The sequence below is a fragment of the Paenibacillus sp. FSL L8-0708 genome, assembly GCF_038009325.1.
In the GTDB taxonomy this organism is placed as follows: Bacteria; Bacillota; Bacilli; order Paenibacillales; family Paenibacillaceae; genus Paenibacillus_AQ; species Paenibacillus_AQ odorifer.
Genome location: NZ_JBBPBC010000001.1, coordinates 628308 through 647767 on the forward strand (window position 1 = coordinate 628308; position 19460 = coordinate 647767).

Annotated in this window: 15 protein-coding genes; 10 read left to right on the top strand and 5 right to left on the bottom strand. The window is 45.4% G+C overall.

Annotated features, from left to right (window positions below; all coding sequences use genetic code 11):
• Positions 1 to 40 precede the first annotated feature (40 nt).
• The 3 genes from NYE58_RS02950 to NYE58_RS02960 all read left to right on the top strand — a co-directional run bounded on the left by NYE58_RS02950 (position 41) and on the right by NYE58_RS02960 (position 4273).
• The gene (locus NYE58_RS02950) at positions 41 to 1966 is read left to right on the top strand and encodes a peptidase U32 family protein (RefSeq protein WP_341001020.1); all 1926 of its coding nucleotides are present in this window, start codon (positions 41 to 43) and stop codon (positions 1964 to 1966) included.
• 97 nt (positions 1967 to 2063) lie between these two features.
• On the top strand, positions 2064 to 3350 hold the full coding sequence (locus NYE58_RS02955) for an aspartate aminotransferase family protein (RefSeq protein WP_076276035.1): 1287 nt from the start codon (positions 2064 to 2066) through the stop codon (positions 3348 to 3350).
• Positions 3351 to 3388: 38 nt separating this feature from the next.
• Positions 3389 to 4273: a UbiA-like polyprenyltransferase gene (locus tag NYE58_RS02960; protein WP_076276036.1), complete on the top strand. Its 885-nt coding sequence runs from the start codon at positions 3389 to 3391 to the stop codon at positions 4271 to 4273.
• Between the two features lie 520 nt (positions 4274 to 4793).
• On the opposite strand, the gene NYE58_RS02965 is transcribed toward NYE58_RS02960, so the two are convergent.
• The 4 genes from NYE58_RS02965 to NYE58_RS02980 all read right to left on the bottom strand — a co-directional run bounded on the left by NYE58_RS02965 (position 4794) and on the right by NYE58_RS02980 (position 9308).
• Positions 4794 to 5774 carry a polyprenyl synthetase family protein gene (locus tag NYE58_RS02965; protein WP_076138208.1) on the bottom strand — a complete coding sequence of 327 codons (981 nt, stop codon included), beginning with the start codon at positions 5772 to 5774 and terminating at the stop codon, positions 4794 to 4796.
• A gap of 16 nt (positions 5775 to 5790) precedes the next feature.
• Entirely contained in the window at positions 5791 to 6240 is a 450-nt protein-coding gene (locus tag NYE58_RS02970) for a hypothetical protein (protein ID WP_076124508.1), read from the bottom strand.
• A 245-nt stretch (positions 6241 to 6485) separates the two neighbouring features.
• Entirely contained in the window at positions 6486 to 8366 is a 1881-nt protein-coding gene (locus tag NYE58_RS02975; protein WP_076124507.1) for an FAD-dependent oxidoreductase, read from the bottom strand.
• A gap of 48 nt (positions 8367 to 8414) precedes the next feature.
• Positions 8415 to 9308, bottom strand: coding sequence for an FMN-binding protein (locus NYE58_RS02980; RefSeq protein ID WP_076124505.1), 894 nt, complete (start codon positions 9306 to 9308; stop codon positions 8415 to 8417).
• Positions 9309 to 9768: 460 nt separating this feature from the next.
• Between NYE58_RS02980 and NYE58_RS02985 the strand changes: the two genes are divergently transcribed.
• From NYE58_RS02985 to NYE58_RS03005, 5 genes are all read left to right on the top strand, one after another.
• Positions 9769 to 9972, top strand: a complete 204-nt coding sequence (locus NYE58_RS02985; RefSeq protein WP_036682530.1) for a CsbD family protein — start codon at positions 9769 to 9771, stop codon at positions 9970 to 9972.
• A gap of 169 nt (positions 9973 to 10141) precedes the next feature.
• The gene (locus tag NYE58_RS02990; RefSeq protein WP_076179738.1) at positions 10142 to 11554 is read left to right on the top strand and encodes an ATP-binding protein; all 1413 of its coding nucleotides are present in this window, start codon (positions 10142 to 10144) and stop codon (positions 11552 to 11554) included.
• A 95-nt stretch (positions 11555 to 11649) separates the two neighbouring features.
• Positions 11650 to 12924, top strand: coding sequence for an MFS transporter (locus tag NYE58_RS02995; protein ID WP_051491245.1), 1275 nt, complete (start codon positions 11650 to 11652; stop codon positions 12922 to 12924).
• Between the two features lie 19 nt (positions 12925 to 12943).
• Positions 12944 to 13609: an oxidoreductase gene (locus NYE58_RS03000; RefSeq protein WP_076124502.1), complete on the top strand. Its 666-nt coding sequence runs from the start codon at positions 12944 to 12946 to the stop codon at positions 13607 to 13609.
• A gap of 93 nt (positions 13610 to 13702) precedes the next feature.
• Complete coding sequence (locus tag NYE58_RS03005) at positions 13703 to 14083, top strand: RidA family protein (protein WP_036682524.1); 381 nt, start codon at positions 13703 to 13705, stop codon at positions 14081 to 14083.
• 94 nt (positions 14084 to 14177) lie between these two features.
• On the opposite strand, the gene NYE58_RS03010 is transcribed toward NYE58_RS03005, so the two are convergent.
• Complete coding sequence (locus tag NYE58_RS03010; protein ID WP_076124500.1) at positions 14178 to 14945, bottom strand: TspO/MBR family protein; 768 nt, start codon at positions 14943 to 14945, stop codon at positions 14178 to 14180.
• 463 nt (positions 14946 to 15408) lie between these two features.
• Here NYE58_RS03010 and NYE58_RS03015 point away from each other — a divergent pair, with 463 nt between their 5' ends.
• Positions 15409 to 18495: a DEAD/DEAH box helicase gene (locus NYE58_RS03015; protein WP_076276038.1), complete on the top strand. Its 3087-nt coding sequence runs from the start codon at positions 15409 to 15411 to the stop codon at positions 18493 to 18495.
• 33 nt (positions 18496 to 18528) lie between these two features.
• Complete coding sequence (locus NYE58_RS03020) at positions 18529 to 19320, top strand: hypothetical protein (protein ID WP_076124497.1); 792 nt, start codon at positions 18529 to 18531, stop codon at positions 19318 to 19320.
• The last annotated feature ends 140 nt before the right edge of the window (positions 19321 to 19460 follow it).

Below are 19460 nucleotides of genomic sequence, written 5' to 3' on the forward strand. Positions count from 1 at the left end.
TCATTCCCTATTAGTAGTATCAACTTGGGAGGGAACTTGAATGGCACGTTATTTTAACGGTAGAGAAGTCGAATTACTCGCACCCGCAGGAACGTTTGAAATTTTCAAGGAAGTGATCCAATCACGGTGTGATGCAGTTTATTTTGGTGGACCTGTATTGAATATGAGAATGATGCGTAAAGGTTATAATCTTACTCATGAAGAGATCGTAGAGGCACTTGATATCGCACACCGTCTAGACAAAAAAGTGTATATCACTGTGAATAATCTTTTTAGTGAGGAAGATGTGGAGGAAGCTAGAGAATACTTGCGTTTCCTTGATGGTGCTCGGCCAGATGCCTTGATTGTTCAGGATATGGCAGTGTTGGAGCTTATTCGGGAGATGGAGCTTAACCTTCCTATTCACTCTTCCGTAATGATGAATGTTCACAACCTGGAGATGATCTATGCGCTGCGTGATCTGGGTGTAACTCGTGTAGTTACCCCGCGGGAAATGGACCTGCAGACAGCTAAGCTGCTTGGTCAGCGGAGTGGTATGGAGCTGGAATATTTTATTCACGGGGATATGTGCTCTGTGCATGGTGCAAATTGTTACTTCAGTTCCCATGTTTTTGGCATGAGCAGCAACCGGGGAAAATGTATGAAGCCTTGCCGCTGGGATTATCGGGTTAAAAAAGACGGATATGTATATCCTGCTGAATATCCACTGGCTGTCAAAGATATGTTTATGTATGAGCATCTTCCGGAATTGATTGAATCAGGCATTACTTCCTTCAAAATAGAAGGCCGTATGCGTGATAAGGATTTTATGGTGATGCTGGCGAATAGCTACGGCGAAGCCATTGACCGATATATCGATGATCCGATTGGCTTTGATCGTACGGTTGATACTAAAGAGCTGTACAATAACCGCAAGCGTGACTTTTCGACAGCTTATGCTTTTGGTAAACCAGGGTTAGCTAACATTAACCGTCGTTATGAAGGTACGGGCAAATTCTATAGCACTGGAAAAGTTTTTAGCACCCCAACCGCAGAACGTGAGCTATCTGAAAAACGTGTAGAGGAATTGCGGGAACGTTTGGCACAAGAAAAGAAACCAAAGACAACAAAAGCTAAGCTGGCTGTACGTGTGAATAATATGGAACAGGCGCGCGTAGTATTGGAGCTGGGTGTGGATAGTTTATACTTGCCGGGGGATGTATTTGAACCGGATAGACCTTTTACAAAACGTGATATTAAGGAACTTGGTGAGCTAAAAGGCGATAGCAAAATCTATTTAGGGTTGCCACGCATGATGACCGAGCTGCATTTCGATCAATATGATCAATTGCTTGGTGGAGAACGCTTGCCGATCGACGGTCTAATCGTTACTAATTTGGGAGCGATTCGCAGATACAGTTCTACAGGTTATCCGTTAATTGGAGATGGTAGTTTAAATGTCTACAATCATCTTTCAGCCCAATTATATGCGAAATTAGGTTTAACTCAGCTTTCGGTTTCACCGGAAATGACGCTGGGTCACTTTGCTACCTTTGCCTCACGTTGTGACACGCCTTTGGAAGTTGTTGTACATGGTACACCTGCACTAATGTATATGGAACATGATCTTTATGAGAATACTGAAGTAATGGAGCCTATCGCTGAAGAGGATAATCAATATGTGCACAATAATGTATTGGTTCTAAAAACAGACAAAGGTGAAAATCCGGTATATCGTGATCAGCACGGCCGTTGCCATCTTTTGTTCGCGAAAGAGCTCTGCTATTTACCGTTGCTTGGTGAGATGATTGATCTAGGCATATCTAGTTTCCGTATTGAAGGAGCGACATATAGCGCTCAGCAGTTGCGTGAAATTATAATTTCTTATCAACAAGCTATGAATCGTACTGAAGTGAAAGATGATATGCTAGGTGGTCTTGAGCCCATTTATGCGGGTTATACTCTAGGTTCGCTGCAATTTAACTAATTCTATTTTTTGGGGTAAAATACCGTCTGCTAGTAAGAAGAATGCACAGTACTCTATGAATAAGTTACTATTTTCACAAGAAGAGAGGGAATCAATCATGGAACAACAAGAATTCATCGGAAGAGAAGCCGTAGCGGCAAAGCGTAAGCAATATTTCTATCCGTGTACACAGCATTTTTACCGCGATGCGCCTCAGCTTGTGCGAGGTTCGATGCAGTTTGTGTATGATGAACATGGCAAACAATATACAGATTTCTTCGCAGGTGTATCTGTAGTTGCCTGTGGGCACTGCAATCCAGCCATAACTGGACGTACGATTGAGCAACTGCAGCAGCTGCAGCATACGTCTACGATCTATTTAACTCAGCCAAATGTGGATTTGGCTGAACGTCTGGAAGAGGTTATGCCAGGCGGTCTACGCCGAACCTTTTTCGTGAACAGCGGCTCAGAGGCAAATGAAGGCGCACTGCTGCTCGCTCGGATGTATACAGGACGCAAGGGGTTCATTGCACTGGAAAGTGGTTTACACGGCCGTACCAATCTAACTATGAGCGTGACAGGTCTGCCGATGTGGCGTACCGATAAATACTTGGATCATGACGTTGAGTTTATTCCTCGCCCATATCATCCAGAACTATCTCTGGAGGAAGCCGCTGCACTATCCTTGGAATCTCTGGAGCGAGTGCTTGAGGAGAAGGGGAATACTATCGCCGCAATGATCGTAGAGCCAATCCAAGGCAATGGTGGTATGATTATGCCAACGCCAACCTATTTCAGTGAGGTCAAAATGTTGCTGGAGAGATACGGCGTGCTTCTGATCGCTGATGAAATTCAAACTGGATTTGGTCGTACAGGCAAAATATTTGCTATGGAGCATTTTGACGTAGTGCCCGATATTATTAGTATGGCCAAGGCACTGGGGAATGGAATTCCGGTGGCAGCCTTTGCGACAACGGATGAGATTGCACTCGCGCTGAACCGTCCGTCGGCTTCCACCTTTGGAGGTAATCCGGTATCTGCTGCAACGGCGCTGGCTGTGCTTGATTATATTCGCGATGAACGGCTTCCTGAACGCTCAGTGCTGCTCGGAGAACGATTGAAAGCAGGGCTAAAGACCCTTCAAGACCATTATCCTTCGCTTATTGTGGATGTACGGGGAATTGGGCTTATGTTGGGAGCGGAGCTTGCTGGTGAGGATGCAGAAGGCTCTGCGGCGCTTACAGATCAAGTACTGGAAGCGATGAAAGACAGAGGATACCTGATCGGCAAAAATGGCATAGGACGCAACGTACTAGCCTTTCAACCGCCGATGATTATTACGGAAGAGGATATCGACGGGCTGCTTAACAACCTGAATGAAGTCCTTGCGGAGCTTAATGACTAATATAATGAATTTCAAGTAGCGAAGAAAGAGGAAAACGAATGGCTATTCTAAACATTTTTAAAACTGCAGGCCTAAAGCTTAAAATGTTCAGTGAACTGGTGATGTTCTCTCATACGCTTTTTTCGCTGCCGTTTGCCATTATCTCGATGGTGTGGGCTGCTGGGGGCTGGCCATCAGGGCATGTGATGATCTGGGGTCTGATTGCATTGATCGGTGCCCGTAATGGCGCTAATGCATTCAATCGGCTGGCAGACCGTACGTTTGATGAACAGAATCCTCGTACGGCACATCGGCATTTGCCACAACGGTTATTGGCAGAAAAAGAAGTGGTAGTCTTTGTTATTGTCAATTATGCCATCTTTATTGTGGCTTCAGGCATGCTGAACTTGCTCTGCCTGCTCTTATCGCCGGTAGCAATCGTGTTAATATCGACTTATTCTTATACAAAACGTTTTACCTTTCTAAGCCATTTATATTTAGGCTTTGTTATTGCTTCCGCACCGATTGGTGCATGGTTTGCCGTAACCGGAAATATCGCATTTACCCCGTTTGTGATCGGGACGGTAGTTATGCTCTGGATTGCCGGATTTGATATTATCTACGGCACTCAGGACATTGAATTTGACCGGCGGCATGGGTTATGGTCTATTCCGAGCTTCTTTGGATTAGAGAATGCGCTGCGTATCGCCAAAGGTCTACATTTCATTATGATTATGCTGCTATTATTTCTATACGTATGGCAGGATCTCGGCTGGGTGTATCTAGTTGGGATTGGCATCGCTACAGTGCTCCTGATGACCGAGCATAAGATTATAAAACCTTCGAATCGTAAGCTGATGAAGGTGGCTTCTTATAATCTAAATCAGGTAATCAGCATAGTGATATTATTGTGTACGCTGATTGATTTTTTCTATGTTAGTTAGGGAGCTGGCTTTGGTGAGCCGGCTGGCTGAGCATTGGCACATTGCCCTCAAACTAACAACAAAAGACAATAGCCTACCCAAAAGGGGGAGGCAAGGGGATCGGAAAGCTGGCTACGCTAGCTTTCCTTTTTTGTGTTGACTCGGTTCCCCGCTCTGCAAGGGGGAAGCTACGAGTTGAATGCAAAGATTAGGGAAAACCTCCCTAATCTTATTGATTTTTTTATCCTTTGACTCTGTTTTAGGGAATTTCTCCCTGAAATATAGCTGGTTACTTTTAAAAGCATGCTAAAGTGGACTTTATTAGGGAGGTTTTCCCTAATTATATCCGATGGAGTAGAATGACTAGTCTAGCTCATGTGCGCTACGCTGCGTTTGCGTTGTTTAGCTTGTCCTGTTGAAGCGGAAAAATAGCAGTTTGAATTTGCGGCAAGATCAATGAAATGATTTGTTTAAAGCAAAAAAACGGATACCCCCAAGTGAATGGGAGGTATCCGTTTTAATTTGTATTAGAACGTACGCTTTAGCGATCACGGTCCGCAAAATATTGCAGCAACGTTTCCAGATCAGCATGCGCCGGGTAGGAGGAGAGCTGCTGCACAATAGCTGCAGCTTTATCCAGATAGTTCTGGCTGACCCGTTCAGCGCGAGCGAGGGCATCGCTATTGTTAATTAGGGTGAGCACATATGCTACTTCAGCGTCGGAAGAATCCGGGCCGATTGCACGGATCACAGGCGAGAGCTTAGGGTCCTGCAAGGCGTACAGCACTGGCAGGGTGACCTGACCATGTCGCAGGTCGCTACCGGCAGGTTTGCCTAGGACATCGGCGGACTGTGTGAAATCTAGCAAGTCATCTTGTATCTGAAAGGACATCCCTAAGGCTTCTCCAAAATTATAAAGGAGATTGGCAACTTCTTCGGTGCTTTCAGTGGACAGTGCACCAACCCGTAAGCAGGTTGCCATAAGAAGAGCGGTTTTGTTTAAGGATTTCTCCAAATACTGATCCATTGTAATTTCATAATCAAAAGCATGTTCCATTTGCTGATATTCACCCAGACACAGCTGAGCGGTGGCTACAGAGGATAAGTCATGAACGTATCTGTTTTTATCGCCGGTATATTTGCTCAGCAGCTCGATGACCCGAGCGGACATGTAATTACCAACATGTACTGCTGACAATGTACCCGTCTTAATATGTAAGGCGGGTACGCCCCGCCGTAACTCTGAACGGTCAATGATATCATCATGAATTAATGAGGCGGCATGAATAAATTCAGCAGCAGCAGCTAATTGAAGCGCTCTGCGACCGGTATCCTTACGGCCAAACCGACTGCCAACAATGACCATGAGGGGACGAAGGCGTTTACCACCGGAATTTATAAGCTCTAGAACACTTTGCGCGAGCTGAGATTTCTTAGGTACATCTTTATCACGCGCTACAAGGTTTACGATTTCGCGGTTGATTTCATTTATGTCTATATTTAAGGCCTCATGCAGCTTCATTTATGGATCCCACCTGTCAAATGGCTTTACTTGTGCGACTACGCTGTCTGCACTCTTGAATCAAGAACTCTTCGATTCCAGTAGCTGGATCATGTTCCGCGAAGTCTCCATTTGACCGTCTAATCTGCATTTTTTTGATCGAAGGAGCTAGATAAGCAACTAAGTCGAGCTCACGGCATTTCACCGCAAACTGCAGGTAAAAGCTATACAAATAATCTCCATCCAAAATGTTGCGTGTAAGGTCGGGATGATGTGGGATACATTCCATATGGCGCTCTGCTGCCAAAGTGAGAATAGTGTAAATACCCAGCAAATTGACTTTGCGGCTGTATTCCAGATCATGGCGTTCCAGTACCGAGATTAGCTGTTCACATGCAGCCGGAGAGGGCTGAAGCTCAATTCCGGCAATAGGTGACATTTCAGTATGCAACAACCGGAGGGTATCTTCTATGAGTTGTTTGTTCACAAGATTCTCTCCTTCTTGTCGGTTTTGCCGGAAGAAACCATACCCCGATCATCCCTACAAAACCATTCATTCAAGAAAAAACCACCATTTCCTAGGATTAGGAAGGTTATTTTCTTCTTGTAAATAAGGAGAGTAATGTGTCCTAGGGACACATTACTCTGAAGTATATCCATATTTAACCCTAATAAAATACAATTTGCACATATGTTCTATATGATAAATTACACAAATTCAGGGTTTTATTATCAGTCGGTGTATAGATACCATCGTCTGACGAGCGGAATTCTCTTCCACTGTTTCTTAAGCCAAGGAAGTACATAGTAGTCTAGACCAAGTGTGCTTCCCGATCCGCCGATGCAGGCAATACCAGCAGCAACGTACCATAACATTTCTGTCGAGGCCATTTTGGTTGACCAAATCATGACCGACATGCCTACGGTCGCTATAGAAGCAAGTGCTGTGAAGAGACCAACGATGAGCATAATACCGAAGACGATTTCTGCACATACCATACCGATTTGGAACCATTTCGCGAGGAAAGTATAACTTCCGTCATTGTTGTAGAACATCAAATCCATGAACCAGTTTGTAATGTTGTATACGAAGTTAGGTACAGGCAACGCTTCAACTGCTTCTTTTGCAGTGGATACTGCTGAAGCTGCAGATTGTGCATCTACGGTGTCTTTAACTGCATCTACTGCAACACTGGCTGCTGATGAAGCATCCGTTGCAAAAGGAGCAGCTGGAATCAAGAAAATCTTATCTGGATCTTTCCAAATCTTTTGGATCTTCTCAATACCTTCGTATAACCACATACCCCCAAGTAGAACACGAAGTGGAACGAGCCAGAAATTAGGTGAACGTTTGGAGAAGTGACCACCCAAGAAGCTCTTGCGGTTCTCAACATGGAAGAATTCATGCATCATATATGTCCATACTTTATTGAATCCGACAACCTGAGACAGGTAGAACATATTAATAAAGTGTTTGGATAGCATTGCCATGAATCCAGTAAGCATAAAGAACTTACCTGGCAGACCAACGTTAGCTACGCCGTAGCGGCTACCAATGGAGACCATTGTACCGTGGAAACCTGGTTTGTAAGCTTTTTTAGCAGTGTTCTGAATGTCGGCGGCAATGTTGCCAGCAACAATCGGAGCGGCTTGTTCAGCGTTCTCAACCATTTGTGGTACAGGACGAGTTTCACCTTCAGGAATGTAGAAAATGTTGTCCCCTACTACGTAGACGTTCTTATGATCTACACTTTCCAGGTTCTCATTCGTAACAATCCGTTTGCGGCCTTGTTGTTGAACTTCAAGTCCACCAACGATTTCGGAGCCTTCAACACCAGCAGTCCAAACAATTGTTTGGGAATCGACGACGTTTTTCTCACCAAGGGCAACACTACCATTGCCTACTTCGGTGATTTTAGCGCCAGTAACGATTTCCACGTTCAGCTTACGAAGGCGAGCTTCAGCTTTTTGAATCAGCTTATCTGGAAGGATAGGCAGAATCTTCGGAGCCATATCAGCCACAATCAGTCTTACTTCGGATGGGTCGATAAAGAACTCCTTGCATAATTCCTCGCGTTGTTCAGCCATTTCACCAACCAGCTCGACACCAGTAAAGCCGGCACCGATAATAACGAAGGTCAGCATAGCACGGCGTACAGCTGGATTTTTCTCCATAGCCGCTTTGGTATACATATCGCGGATTTGGCGTTTCAATGCTACCGCATCATCGTAAGACCAGAAGGAGAAGGTGTTTTCTTCTGCGCCTGGAATGCCGAAGAAGGTTGGTTTGCTACCTGTGCCGATTACAAGGTAATCGTAAGCGTAGGTAGCTTTATCGGACTTAAGTTTTCTGCTTTTGAAATCGATATTGCTGATCTCATCAAGAACAACATCTACTTTAAGGCCCGCAAAAATTTTCTTAAGATCGATCTTGATTGAATCCTCTGGAGCACGGTTCGCGGCAACCTCATGCAGCTCAGTCAATAGAGTGTGATATGGATTCCGGTCGATCAGTGTAATTTCAACATCTTTGTTTTTCTTAAATTTCTTTGCCAGTTTCTTAGCCGTGAGTACGCCGCCGTAGCCGCCGCCCAAAATGACTATTTTCTTCAAGAGAAATTCACCTCATTCGTCTGATTAGCTGCAGAAGGTCCTGCGAAATTATTTCGCGCCTTCGAGTGCTTTTTCTGCAAGTGTAAAATATTCACCAACATGAATACTCACGCCGGAAATTGCATCAGTTTTGCCTTCAGCATCAAGCGTTGGAGCAGTACCTTTGTTTTCAAGGAAGTATTTTTCAGCCAAAGCGATTTCTTCATGCCATTCAGCAGAAGCGCCGCCAGCTTTCATACCATATTTACCATCAACGGAGAATTGCTTCTTGTCATCGCCAGCAGCATTCAAACCACTGAATTTAACAGCTACAACATTACCGTTAGCAACAGTCAGGTCAACAGTGGATTTCCAACCGGATTCAGCGTCCATTTCGCCTTCAGCATGGTAGCCTCCGTCTTTATATTGACCAGCTTCTACTGGACCAGCAGCAAGAGCAGCTTGAGCAGCTTTTACAAAGTCAGATACGTGTACGGATACACCAGAGATGGCATCAGTTTTCCCCTCAGCATCAAAAGTTATAGCTGCTGGATCTTGTTTTTCGATCAGGAATTCTTCAGCTTTAGCTGCTTGCTCGTGCCATTCAGAAGAAGCACCGCCAGCTTTCATGCCATATTTACCATCTTCAGAAACCTTTTTCTTCAGGTCGCCTGCAGTGTTAACGTTAAAGGCATCCCAGTCAGCTTTAGTGATCTTTCCACCTTCTACAGTTAAGAGTGCGAAATATTGCCAGCCAGTTTTAGCATCAACGTCAGCAGTACCGTAGTAAACTCCGTCTTTGTACTGTCCAGCTTCAGTTCCAGCGTTACCGGAATTTGTTGCAGGAGCAGTTGTTTCAGCTGGTGCGTTAGTAGGGGCTGCGGCGTTGTCTGTGTTGTTACCACAACCTGCGAGCAATCCAAGGATAAGTGCGCTCGACAAGATAACAGAAGCTTTTTTCATTTCAAATGACCTCCAAAAATATAGTTTAAAATATATATATTAAAATGTAAAACATTTTAATAGTCGAGCGAAGTGATAAAAATCACTTTATAAATGATATTTGTCACTTTAATCTCATACCTCATTACCCGTTTGTAACAGTATCATGACTTATATCGGCATAGATTAGAAAAAAATTTAATGATGTTGTTTTATCTCCGATGGCATTCTAGCACATGGACTAGGAAAACATTTGTGAAATAAATCACTTAAAAAATTAAATATTTAATTTATATCTGGATTATATCAAATTTTAAAAGATTTGAATACATAAATTAAAAAATATATGTGACAGAATACGACTTAATTTGCTAATGCCATGAATGGCGGAAAGATTCATAGCGAATGGGGAAGGGTAAGTAAAGGTAACACGGGATAACGATCCTACCCTAATTAATTCAGCTAAGGAGATGAGCTTATAATGGACAACAATGTATTTAAAGGGAAATGGAAACAGCTCAAAGGCGAGGCCAAGAAGCAATGGGGCAAGCTTACAGATGATGATCTTGACGTAATTGATGGTGAAAAGGATAAATTAGTAGGTAAACTACAAGAACGTTATGGACACACGAAAGAAGACGCGGAAAAAGAGTACCAAACTTGGGGACGTTCCTACCGCGATTAATTCGTTACTAATGACGTCTATAATAAAATTCCAGAAGAAGAGCGCAAATCGCATCTGATTTGCGCTCTTCTTCTGCGTCCGTGGGCGGTTAGTTATCGAATAGGGCTTTAGTATGGTAGTATTATGAGATGAAAGTTGTAATTTATTTTGCCAAGGTGGGAGTGAATCTATGGGTTATCTTAAAATATTTTTTGGAAACACCGCGATGCTAATAGCTGTAGCCTATTTGGCTAATCTTATATATAAAAGCACCATTTCAAATGCAAGTGTAAGAATAAAGAAAGTAAGCTGGGTATTACTAGCCATCTTTGCCGGGTGGATTAGTACTCTTTTTGGATATAGGCTGGATGAGCATGTGATTTTTGATTTGCGTTTTGTGCCACTTATTATTTCAACGCTGGCTTATCCGCATCCTTTCATTCTTGTTTTGATTGGTATAGGAACAGGTCTTACACGGTTAACTTTTGGAGTAAATGAGGCAGCAATGGCTGGTACAATTAATTTGTCCATTCTAGGATTTGTTTGTGCTGCGCTTAGCTACTGGGTCAGACGATCTAGCTTATGTATAGTGAACAAAGGTTTGATCGTGATTCTAGTCGTAAATGTAATGAATGCAATCAACATTATGGTGTTTGGTGTGATTCCCGCCCCAGAGTACATAAGAGAGATTATGCCGATTACTTTCCCTGCAGGGTTGATTCTAAGTGTTCTATTCTCCTTAATTATTCGTGACTTTCAATTAGGACTCTTACGGAATGTGCAGATTCAGCGTGCTAATGAACAACTGTCCGCCCAGACGGAGGAGCTGCATAAGAATAAGATAGCGCTTGAAGAACGTGCCGATCAGTTAATGATGGCTTCGCAATTTAAATCCGAATTTCTGGCCAATATGTCTCATGAGCTTCGAACACCACTGAATAGCATCATTAATTTATCGCAATTAATTGAAGACAATGATAATTCTCTTACGGAAGCAGAAATGAGTGAGTATGCAGCCATTATTCGCCGTTCTGGTGAAGAATTATTGATGATAATTGGCGATATATTAGATCTCTCCAAAGTGGAAGCAGGTCGATTGGATATTATAAATGAAGATTTAAGTGTTATTGAGATCCCAGAGATCCTGGCTATGCAATTCGCTGTCACGGCTAAACAAAAGGAACTGGAATTTACTATTGCTATGGAAGAAAACATCCCGCAAATGATTCATTCCGATCCACAGCGGATTCAGCAGATCCTGCGTAATTTGCTCTCTAATGCTTTTAAATTTACAAAGTCTGGCCATGTCGCACTCCGTATTCGTCAAGAGGAACGTGGGGAAAGAGCTATTGTGAAGCATTGGATTGTATTTGAGGTAGAAGATAGTGGGATAGGTATTGCACCAGAGAAGCATGCCATGATCTTTGAAGCCTTCCAACAGGCGGATAGAACAATTAGTCGAAAATATGGCGGAACAGGATTAGGACTTTCTATTAGTAATGATTTGGCCAGACTGCTCGGAGGGTTCATTACTTTAGAAAGTGAGGAGGGTAAAGGGAGTCGTTTTTCGCTTTATTTACCCCTCGAATTCATAGAAGAGTAAGCTCCAATATTATTTGTTAATTTGGCGTATTGACAGTAGATTGATGCGGAGTAGAATGAAGCAAATGCCGCATCAAAGGAGTGTTACCCCTTTCTATGAACAACATGGAAACTAAGCACACAGTTACTAGTTCAAAGCGTGTCCGTAAAACCTCAGTACATCGCAGAAATTTGCGCATTGCTACCTGGGAAGGTGTGCCATCGACCATTTTCCAGGTCCTTCTGCAAGGGCAGTTTCTAACAGGATTCCTGCTATATTTAGGAGCCACTTCAAGTCAAATTGGATTTGTGCTAGCGCTTACCACTTTGGTTAACGTGATGCAGATCGGGGTAGCTTTTTTGATTCAGAAGCTGCCAAGCCGCAAATGGGCTATGGTTACTTTTATCGGCCTGCATAGGATACTTTGGAGTTCTACGGGGCTAATTCCGTTTATTTTTCCTAAAGAGTATTGGGTCATGGCTTTTATAGCCTTATATACTACTGCTTTTATTGCCAATACGGCGGGTGGTGTGCTGTGGAGCTCTGTGATCAGCGATCTTGTTCCGGCACGTGTGCGTGGACGTTATTTTGGGATTCGTAATACGTTCCTGAATGCACTCGGTAGTCTGGTGATGTATGGTGGGGGTATCGTTTTGGATCGTTATCCCGGGAGCCATGGCTTTCTGATTCTTTATATTGTCGTGTGGATTTTCGCGATCTCTAACGTTGTTGTATTCTTTTTTTATCCCGACGTGCCTTTCGAGAAATCGGAAGAACATAAATTTTTGCCGATGTTTAAGAAACCGCTTAAAGATACTTTATTTATGAAGTCTACTTTGTTTCTGGCCGCCTGGTTGCTGCTGCAGAATTTAACTGTTCCGCTATACTCGTATGTCATGTTGCAGTTACTTCATATAAATTATGAAACGTTATCACTGCTTAATGTATCCCAGACTCTTTTTATGATGGCTAGTTTCTATGTTTGGGGTAATCTAAATGCAAAATATAGCAATAAACGTCTGTTGTTCTTTACGTTGCCGATTATTGCCTTGTCCTCGTTGATGTGGGGACTCTTGTCTGTGTTGCCGATGCTGTTGGTGTTGTTTGCCGCTCATATTGTTTTTGGTGTAGGTGTAGGCGGTTTCAACCAGCTGGCCTTTAATTTTATTATTGGAGACACGCCGAAAAAAGAACGGCCTATGTATATGGCGACCTATGCGGCGCTTACGGGTTTATCATCCTTTTTTGGTCCGCTTATTGGGGGACAGCTGTATGAAAAAATTGCCCACTGGCCGCAATGGACCCAAGTATACGGTATGCAGTTGGTAGTGGGAACGCTTATGATCGCTCTTGCCTTCCTGCTGGGCCGTCGTATTCTAAAGGACGAATAGAAGTAAAGGGGACTATTCCATGTTAAGGATTGCGTTGGTATTAGGGGCTACTGGATTAGTAGGGAAAGCGGTTACGGAGGAATTGCTGAATCGTGAAGGTTGGGGTGAGGTGAGAGTGCTTGTACGGACTCCATTAGCTTTAGAACATCCTAAGCTTAAGCAAATCGTTGTGGATTGGGAGAGCCTGGCGGAGTATAGCGATTCGTTCGAAGGTGTTCATTCCATCTTCTGTTGCCTCGGGACTACGATCAAGAAGGCAGGTTCACAAGAGCAGTTCGAACGTGTCGATCTGGATTATCCGCTTGCAGCTGCTGCTATTGCGAGAGATCACGGTGTTAAACAGTTCTTGGTTGTTTCATCCATGGGGGCAGATGCCAAATCGCGCAATTTCTACAGTCGGACTAAGGGGAGAGCAGAGGAAGCGTTAAGCAAAATCGGTTTTCAAGGGCTGCATTTGTTTCGGCCATCCTTGCTGCTGGGTCATCGTGAGGAATTCAGACTGGGAGAACGCGTCGCGGCTAGATTGATGAAAGCACTGGAGTTTGTGATGGTTGGCAAAGCGGCTAAATATCGTGCCATACCTGGTGTAACTGTGGCGAGAGCTATGGTTAATATTGCCTCTGCTGACACGCATGGTCTGCATATCTACACGAATGAAGTAATACATGTGATTGGAAAACGTTAAGTTTTTCGGGCTGCTAATAAATTTGCATTACGGTGAGAACAGGACTTACAATGGACAATAAATGATCAGCGTTTAATGGAGAGGGGTAACAAGATGAGTAAAAAACAAGTAGCTACTACAAAAGCACCAGGAGCCATTGGTCCTTATAGTCAAGCCATTACCACCGGTAGTTGGGTATACACTTCAGGACAACTGGGCCTTAATCCCGAGACAGGGAATTTGGCTGAAGGCGTTCAGGAACAAGCTCGTCAAGCACTTAGCAATGTACAAGCTATTCTTGAGGAAGCTGGTGCATCACTGGATCATGTAGTGAAGACCACCGTATTCCTAAAAGATATGAATGATTTTGCAGCAGTTAACGAGGTTTACAGCACTTTCTTTAAAGAACCTTATCCTGCCCGCAGTGCTATTGAGGTTGCTCGGCTGCCCAAAGACGGACTTGTTGAGATCGAAGCGGTAGCACGTAAGAAATAAATATGATTTCGCACTTCTAGATTATTCTACAAAAAAAAGGCGGGTTAAGGAGGATCACCTTCTTAGCCTGCCTTTTATATTATCAAGAGGACAATCAGTATCTGCTGTATCTTCTGCGGCGTGGTGTGAGCAATAGCCAAATGCTGTAGAGCAGCAGAAGACCTGCCGTTACTGTGCCCGTTACAAAGACTGCATTAGCTTCTCTATGTTCCAAGGCGATCGCGATGAAAGCCCATACGAAGACCAGAGGATAGATGCTGTCTCGGTTAGGGTAGCTGACTAACACCGCAAGCAGTGTCCCCACGCAGAGCATGATCACGGCCCAGGTTATCCCGCTAAGTCCAAACCCATCCCAATGATTTTTCTCCAGAACAACGCTAACATTCACGATAGTCGCCACAGAGATCCAGCCAAGGTATATACTAAAGGGTAGCTTGATCAGCCATTTCTCACCTGAAGTAGGATTTGCAATCTGGCGCGTTCGGCGATAGATAACAATGATGGAAATTAACATTAACACCATGGCAATCAAAGAAAGCTCGATGTATAGATACTGCCAGAGGAAAAGCCAGCTCATATTAAAAACACAGCTCAGGATAAACCAGAACGAAATAGCTCGTACAGAATCCCTAGAACTTGTATAGGAGCGGAATTGATAAATAACGAAACCGGCTAACAAGAGGTAGATCAGCGACCAAATGGAGAACGCGTAGCCAGCAGGAGTCATGTAAGTCTTATATTTGTCAGAGATTTCTCCTGTACTGTTTCCGCCCAAAGGCAAGGTTACCGCCAGCACATTTACGATAATTACACCCACAAAGAATACGAGGTTCCACCATTTATAAGGATTATAACGTCTCAAATAATTCACTCCCTAGCTTTTTTAATAGGGTGTTGCTTATTTAGAATATACCCCTTTTTGGCCTAATTAAGACTATAAAAAGAAAAGAAGTGACTAGTGAGTCATAACATTCTTGGATAGCAGGGCAGTAGTGCGGGGTATTTTAAATGAATCAAATTACTGGGTGTTTCTATATCCTTCAACTTTATTTCATAAAAATCTACAGAAAATATGCAGAAATGTTTTTAAATCAGCGCTTTTTCGTATAAGATGAAGAGATGAAGATTCAAGAAAATATAAGTTTTGTCCTAGTTCTTTATCCTTATATTTACCGCAGGAGCGCATCGCCTCTCTAAAAGAGGAAGAAGCGGCTTCTACTTGTATAGCTTCAAAATTTATTTCTCGCGGAAAAGGTTGCAGTTACCCTTCCTGATGGTAGGGGGCTGGTTCTTTTTTTGCTTGCTTAAAAGACAGGAGATCACCGATGACTAAGCATCTGTATGCAATATGGTTAGGGGACGTTTTATTTTGCTTCTCTGGCGAAACTTCGGAGCCGAAGGTTGACGCTTGGACTCGCGTAGTGAAGCGGATGGAGCTACAGGGAGGAGTGCGTCCTTTTGCAACTGCTGCTCTGCGTCTGGCAGAAGTGAAATATCCGGCTCCCCCTGTAGAGGGGAAGCCAGCCCGGCGCGGATTGCCCGGACGAACGTTCGAAGGGCTCGCCTTGGTTCCTAGCGATGCATTTCAACTGCTTCTGGCATGGGATGAGACGTTATGCCGAGATCAGGGAGTGGAGCCAGGCGGCGAACTGCGTTACTGGGCAGCAGCGGCACGTTTTGCGCTGGAGCTGATGGGTACGGGCGGGATTACGCCGGGGGCCTTGCCACCACGCCCTGTGGGCTCACGTCGCCGCGGCGGCGAACAGGCGGCGACGGTCTGCTGGTCGCCAGCTTTCCGAAAGCAGGAGGACAAAGAGATCTTTCTGCAGCTGGCAGCATCCATGCCTGTTCTTGCACTAGGAACGCATATCGCAGAGGCAGGGGATTTATCCTCTCGTGATGAGGCTGGAGCATATGTGCTTTACTCCTTTATGCAGGCTGTAATGACTGCTGAGATAAAAAAAGTAATTGCGGGCATTGAAAGTGAGTTAATCCCTTATAAAGCGAATTATCGCCGGGGTTATTCCCCTTTAACAGAACTGTGGTGGAATAGCCTTCTCACGGGAAGCCGAGATATACCCGTGCAAGGAACTCCGGCAGAGGTGACAGACCTTTTGGTCACTGTGAACGAGACCGCTGGCAGCGATGTGCCACATTCAGAACCAGAGGAAGCACGGAGCGGGCAGCTGGGTCTTGGGTTACGGCTGGAGCCGCCAGAAGACAATAATGAAGTCTGGCGGTTAACCTTCTGGGCGGAGAATAAGGAAGAAGGGGAATTCTGGTTTCCCGCCAAATCGATCTGGAGTAGTAAAGAACGAGAGTTTACGTTATGGGGTAAACGCTATCGCAATATCCAGCAGCAGCTGCTTATAGCGCTGGGCCGGGCTGCGAAGATATCGCCGGATATTCAGCGCGCTCTTGCTAAGCCTGCGCCTACGGGGGCGGATTTGGAACCGGAGCGTCTTTATTTCTTTTTGAAGGAGACGGTGCAGCAGCTGCGCGATCGGGGAATAACGGTGCAGATGCCTTCGCGCTGGAGCCGTGAGGGACGCCGCCGCATTGGCATGAAGATGAAAATGCAGCCGGGCGTGAACGGGGGCGATAGCCCTGCGCCCGCAGCTCTGGGTATGGAAGAGCTGATCTCGTTCCGTATTGAGGCCTCGCTTGGAGATAGTACGATTAGTGAGGAAGAATTAAATGCATTAGTAGAGGCCGGTGTACCTTTTGTACGTTTCCGCGGGGAATGGATCGAGATAGATCCTAAAGAAATCCGCCAGGTTCTTAGATATATGAAACGCCATGAAAACGGAGAAATGACTGCCGCGGATTGGATGCGTCTAGAAGCCGAGGATGGTGAAGATCGGCTCTGGAAAGGAATGTCCGTCACTGGGATGGAGACATCCGGGCTGTTGGCATCACTTATGCGCGGAGATGTATTACGTAATCTTCCGGTGCGTCCTGTACCTGAGGGTCTGCATGGAACTTTAAGACCTTATCAGGAGCGGGGTTATCAGTGGCTGGCCGAGCTCAGTGGTCTGGGTTTTGGGGTATGCCTCGCCGATGATATGGGTCTAGGTAAAACGGTGCAGGTTATCACCTGCCTGCTGGACCGGGCGTTAAGTGCTCCCCCTGAAGAGAAGCAGGAGCCTGTACTGATTCTCTGCCCAACATCGCTTCTTGGCAACTGGCAGCGGGAGCTGCAGCGCTTTGCACCTTCGCTTAATGTACACATACATCATGGTGGACGCCGTGTTCGGGGAGATAGCTTCTTAGAACTGGCAACCAGTCATGATATCGTACTGACGACCTATCATTTGGCAGGCCGTGACAGTGAGGATTTAGCCAATGTCCAGTGGTCAACAGTGGTGCTGGATGAAGCTCAATATATTAAAAATCACCGTACGAAGCAGGCGCAGAGTGTGATGAAGTTATCAGCGCCGCATCGCATAGCTATGACAGGTACTCCGGTAGAGAACAGACTTGGCGAGTTATGGTCTATTTTCCACTTTTTAAACCCGGGCTATTTAGGAACCTATCATTCCTTCCGGCAGCGTTATGTGTCTGGTGAAGGTGGGGAACGCCTGCGGGAGCTACATCGCTTGGTATCCCCCTTCCTGTTGCGGCGTCTGAAGAGTGACCCGGATATTTCTAAGGATTTACCGGAGAAGCTGGAGCTGAAGTCTTATTGCCCGCTGACCGAGACCCAAGCTGCCCTGTATCAGGGTGTCGTGGATGAAATGCTCGGTGTGATCGGGGAGAGCAGTGGTATGGCTCGCCGTGGACTGGTGTTATCCTCTCTGACGAAGCTGAAGCAGATTTGCGATCATCCTCAGCTATTCCGGAAAGAAGAAGGACGGAGTCCACGCAATGAACATTCCGGTAAAATGGAGGTTATGTTCGAGGTGCTGGACAGTGTCGCTGAAGTTGGCGAATCTGTGTTGATCTTTACGCAATACGTAGCGATGGGTGAGCTGCTGGTGAGCAAGCTTACTAAGCGTTATGGTACATCGCCGCTGTTCCTTCATGGGGGGATTCCAAAACGGGAGCGGGACGAGATGGTGCATGATTTTCAAGAGGGCAAGGGTCCAGCCTTCTTCGTGTTATCTCTTAAAGCGGGCGGAGTAGGTTTGAACCTAACCCGGGCCAATCATGTTATTCATTACGATCGCTGGTGGAATCCGGCAGTGGAGAATCAGGCGACAGACCGGGCTTTCCGAATTGGGCAGGATAAGAACGTACAAGTTCATAAGCTGATTTGCCAAGGAACGCTGGAGGAACGTATTGACGAATTAATTGAGCGGAAGAAAAGCCTTTCGGAGCAGGTTGTTGGTTCTGGTGAAACATGGTTGACCGAGATGTCTAATCATGAACTGAAGGAGCTTATTGAACTGCAGGATCAGGATTGGATGTAAAGAAAGACATGAGGAATACGGAGGGATCGAACAATGAGTGAACTGTTAGAGATGCGGCTGGAAGTTGTGCCTGGATTAGTAAAAGCAGCATGGACGGCTTCGCCCGGGAAAGTGACGGGAGGGTCGCGGGCAAAAGGTGAATGGAATGTCGGTACTTCTGCTGTTCCTCAGGGACAAAGAACGGAGCAACCTCTCTCTCTGAAGGTTCCAGTATGGCATGCTGCCCGTAGAAAAGAAATATTGCGGCGTCTGGCGCTAAGTCCGGATGAGGTATTTGCTTTGCTGCAAGGGAGATTGACGGGTGGGCTGGCGGAACTGGAGCTTCTGCCTACAGATACTGAGCTGGAGCAAGCCCTCTTTGAGGGGGAAGGGTTAGAGAACCAGGCGGAGACTCTGCAGCTTATAAAAGAACGACTTGCTGAAGAGCCGCTGCTGGCGCTTTCTCTGAGAGGATTTACTAAGGGAGAACTCCTGGATGGAATATTTGCCCTTTGGGCTGAAACTGATATAGCTGCCGATGATTCTGAGACAGAGGCAGCCCCAGCTAGTGAGCTTGCAACAGAATTAGCACGGCTAGAGCGCAAGGGCCCCGCAATTTCTTCTGGGGAATGGCTTGCAGAAGCGGCTGCTGAAGGTTCGCTTCACCAGCCGGGACCGCAGTTCCATGAGATTACGGCTAGGCCATTTCCTTCATCGCCGGTAGTAGCAGCGGTAACGGAAGACTGGGGAGCTTTGCTGCCTCAGACACCTAAGGCTCTAGAAGGCCTAACTTTGATTATGAATCGAGTAGCAGAAGCTGCTGCCCGTCGTGCAAGTAAGGCGTAATTAAACAGCAGTGGAGTTTAGAGAAGCCGCATCCTATCTGAGGAGGCGGCTTCTTCTTTGTGTAATGCTTCTGTAACCTTTTACCATTAAACTCTGTCTATGATTATAGAATAGAAGGAAATGGAAAAAGGAGGATTTCA

Excerpts from the sequence above, each read along its gene's own strand:
- NYE58_RS02950 (WP_341001020.1), top strand. The coding sequence starts at position 41 with ATGGCACGTTATTTTAACGGTAGAGAAGTCGAATTACTCGCACCCGCA.
- NYE58_RS02955 (WP_076276035.1), top strand. The coding sequence starts at position 2,064 with ATGGAACAACAAGAATTCATCGGAAGAGAAGCCGTAGCGGCAAAGCGT.
- NYE58_RS02960 (WP_076276036.1), top strand. The coding sequence starts at position 3,389 with ATGGCTATTCTAAACATTTTTAAAACTGCAGGCCTAAAGCTTAAAATG.
- NYE58_RS02965 (WP_076138208.1), bottom strand. The coding sequence starts at position 5,774 with ATGAAGCTGCATGAGGCCTTAAATATAGACATAAATGAAATCAACCGC.
- NYE58_RS02980 (WP_076124505.1), bottom strand. The coding sequence starts at position 9,308 with ATGAAAAAAGCTTCTGTTATCTTGTCGAGCGCACTTATCCTTGGATTG.
- NYE58_RS02985 (WP_036682530.1), top strand. The coding sequence starts at position 9,769 with ATGGACAACAATGTATTTAAAGGGAAATGGAAACAGCTCAAAGGCGAG.
- NYE58_RS02990 (WP_076179738.1), top strand. The coding sequence starts at position 10,142 with ATGGGTTATCTTAAAATATTTTTTGGAAACACCGCGATGCTAATAGCT.
- NYE58_RS02995 (WP_051491245.1), top strand. The coding sequence starts at position 11,650 with ATGAACAACATGGAAACTAAGCACACAGTTACTAGTTCAAAGCGTGTC.
- NYE58_RS03000 (WP_076124502.1), top strand. The coding sequence starts at position 12,944 with ATGTTAAGGATTGCGTTGGTATTAGGGGCTACTGGATTAGTAGGGAAA.
- NYE58_RS03005 (WP_036682524.1), top strand. The coding sequence starts at position 13,703 with ATGAGTAAAAAACAAGTAGCTACTACAAAAGCACCAGGAGCCATTGGT.
- NYE58_RS03015 (WP_076276038.1), top strand. The coding sequence starts at position 15,409 with ATGACTAAGCATCTGTATGCAATATGGTTAGGGGACGTTTTATTTTGC.
- NYE58_RS03020 (WP_076124497.1), top strand. The coding sequence starts at position 18,529 with ATGAGTGAACTGTTAGAGATGCGGCTGGAAGTTGTGCCTGGATTAGTA.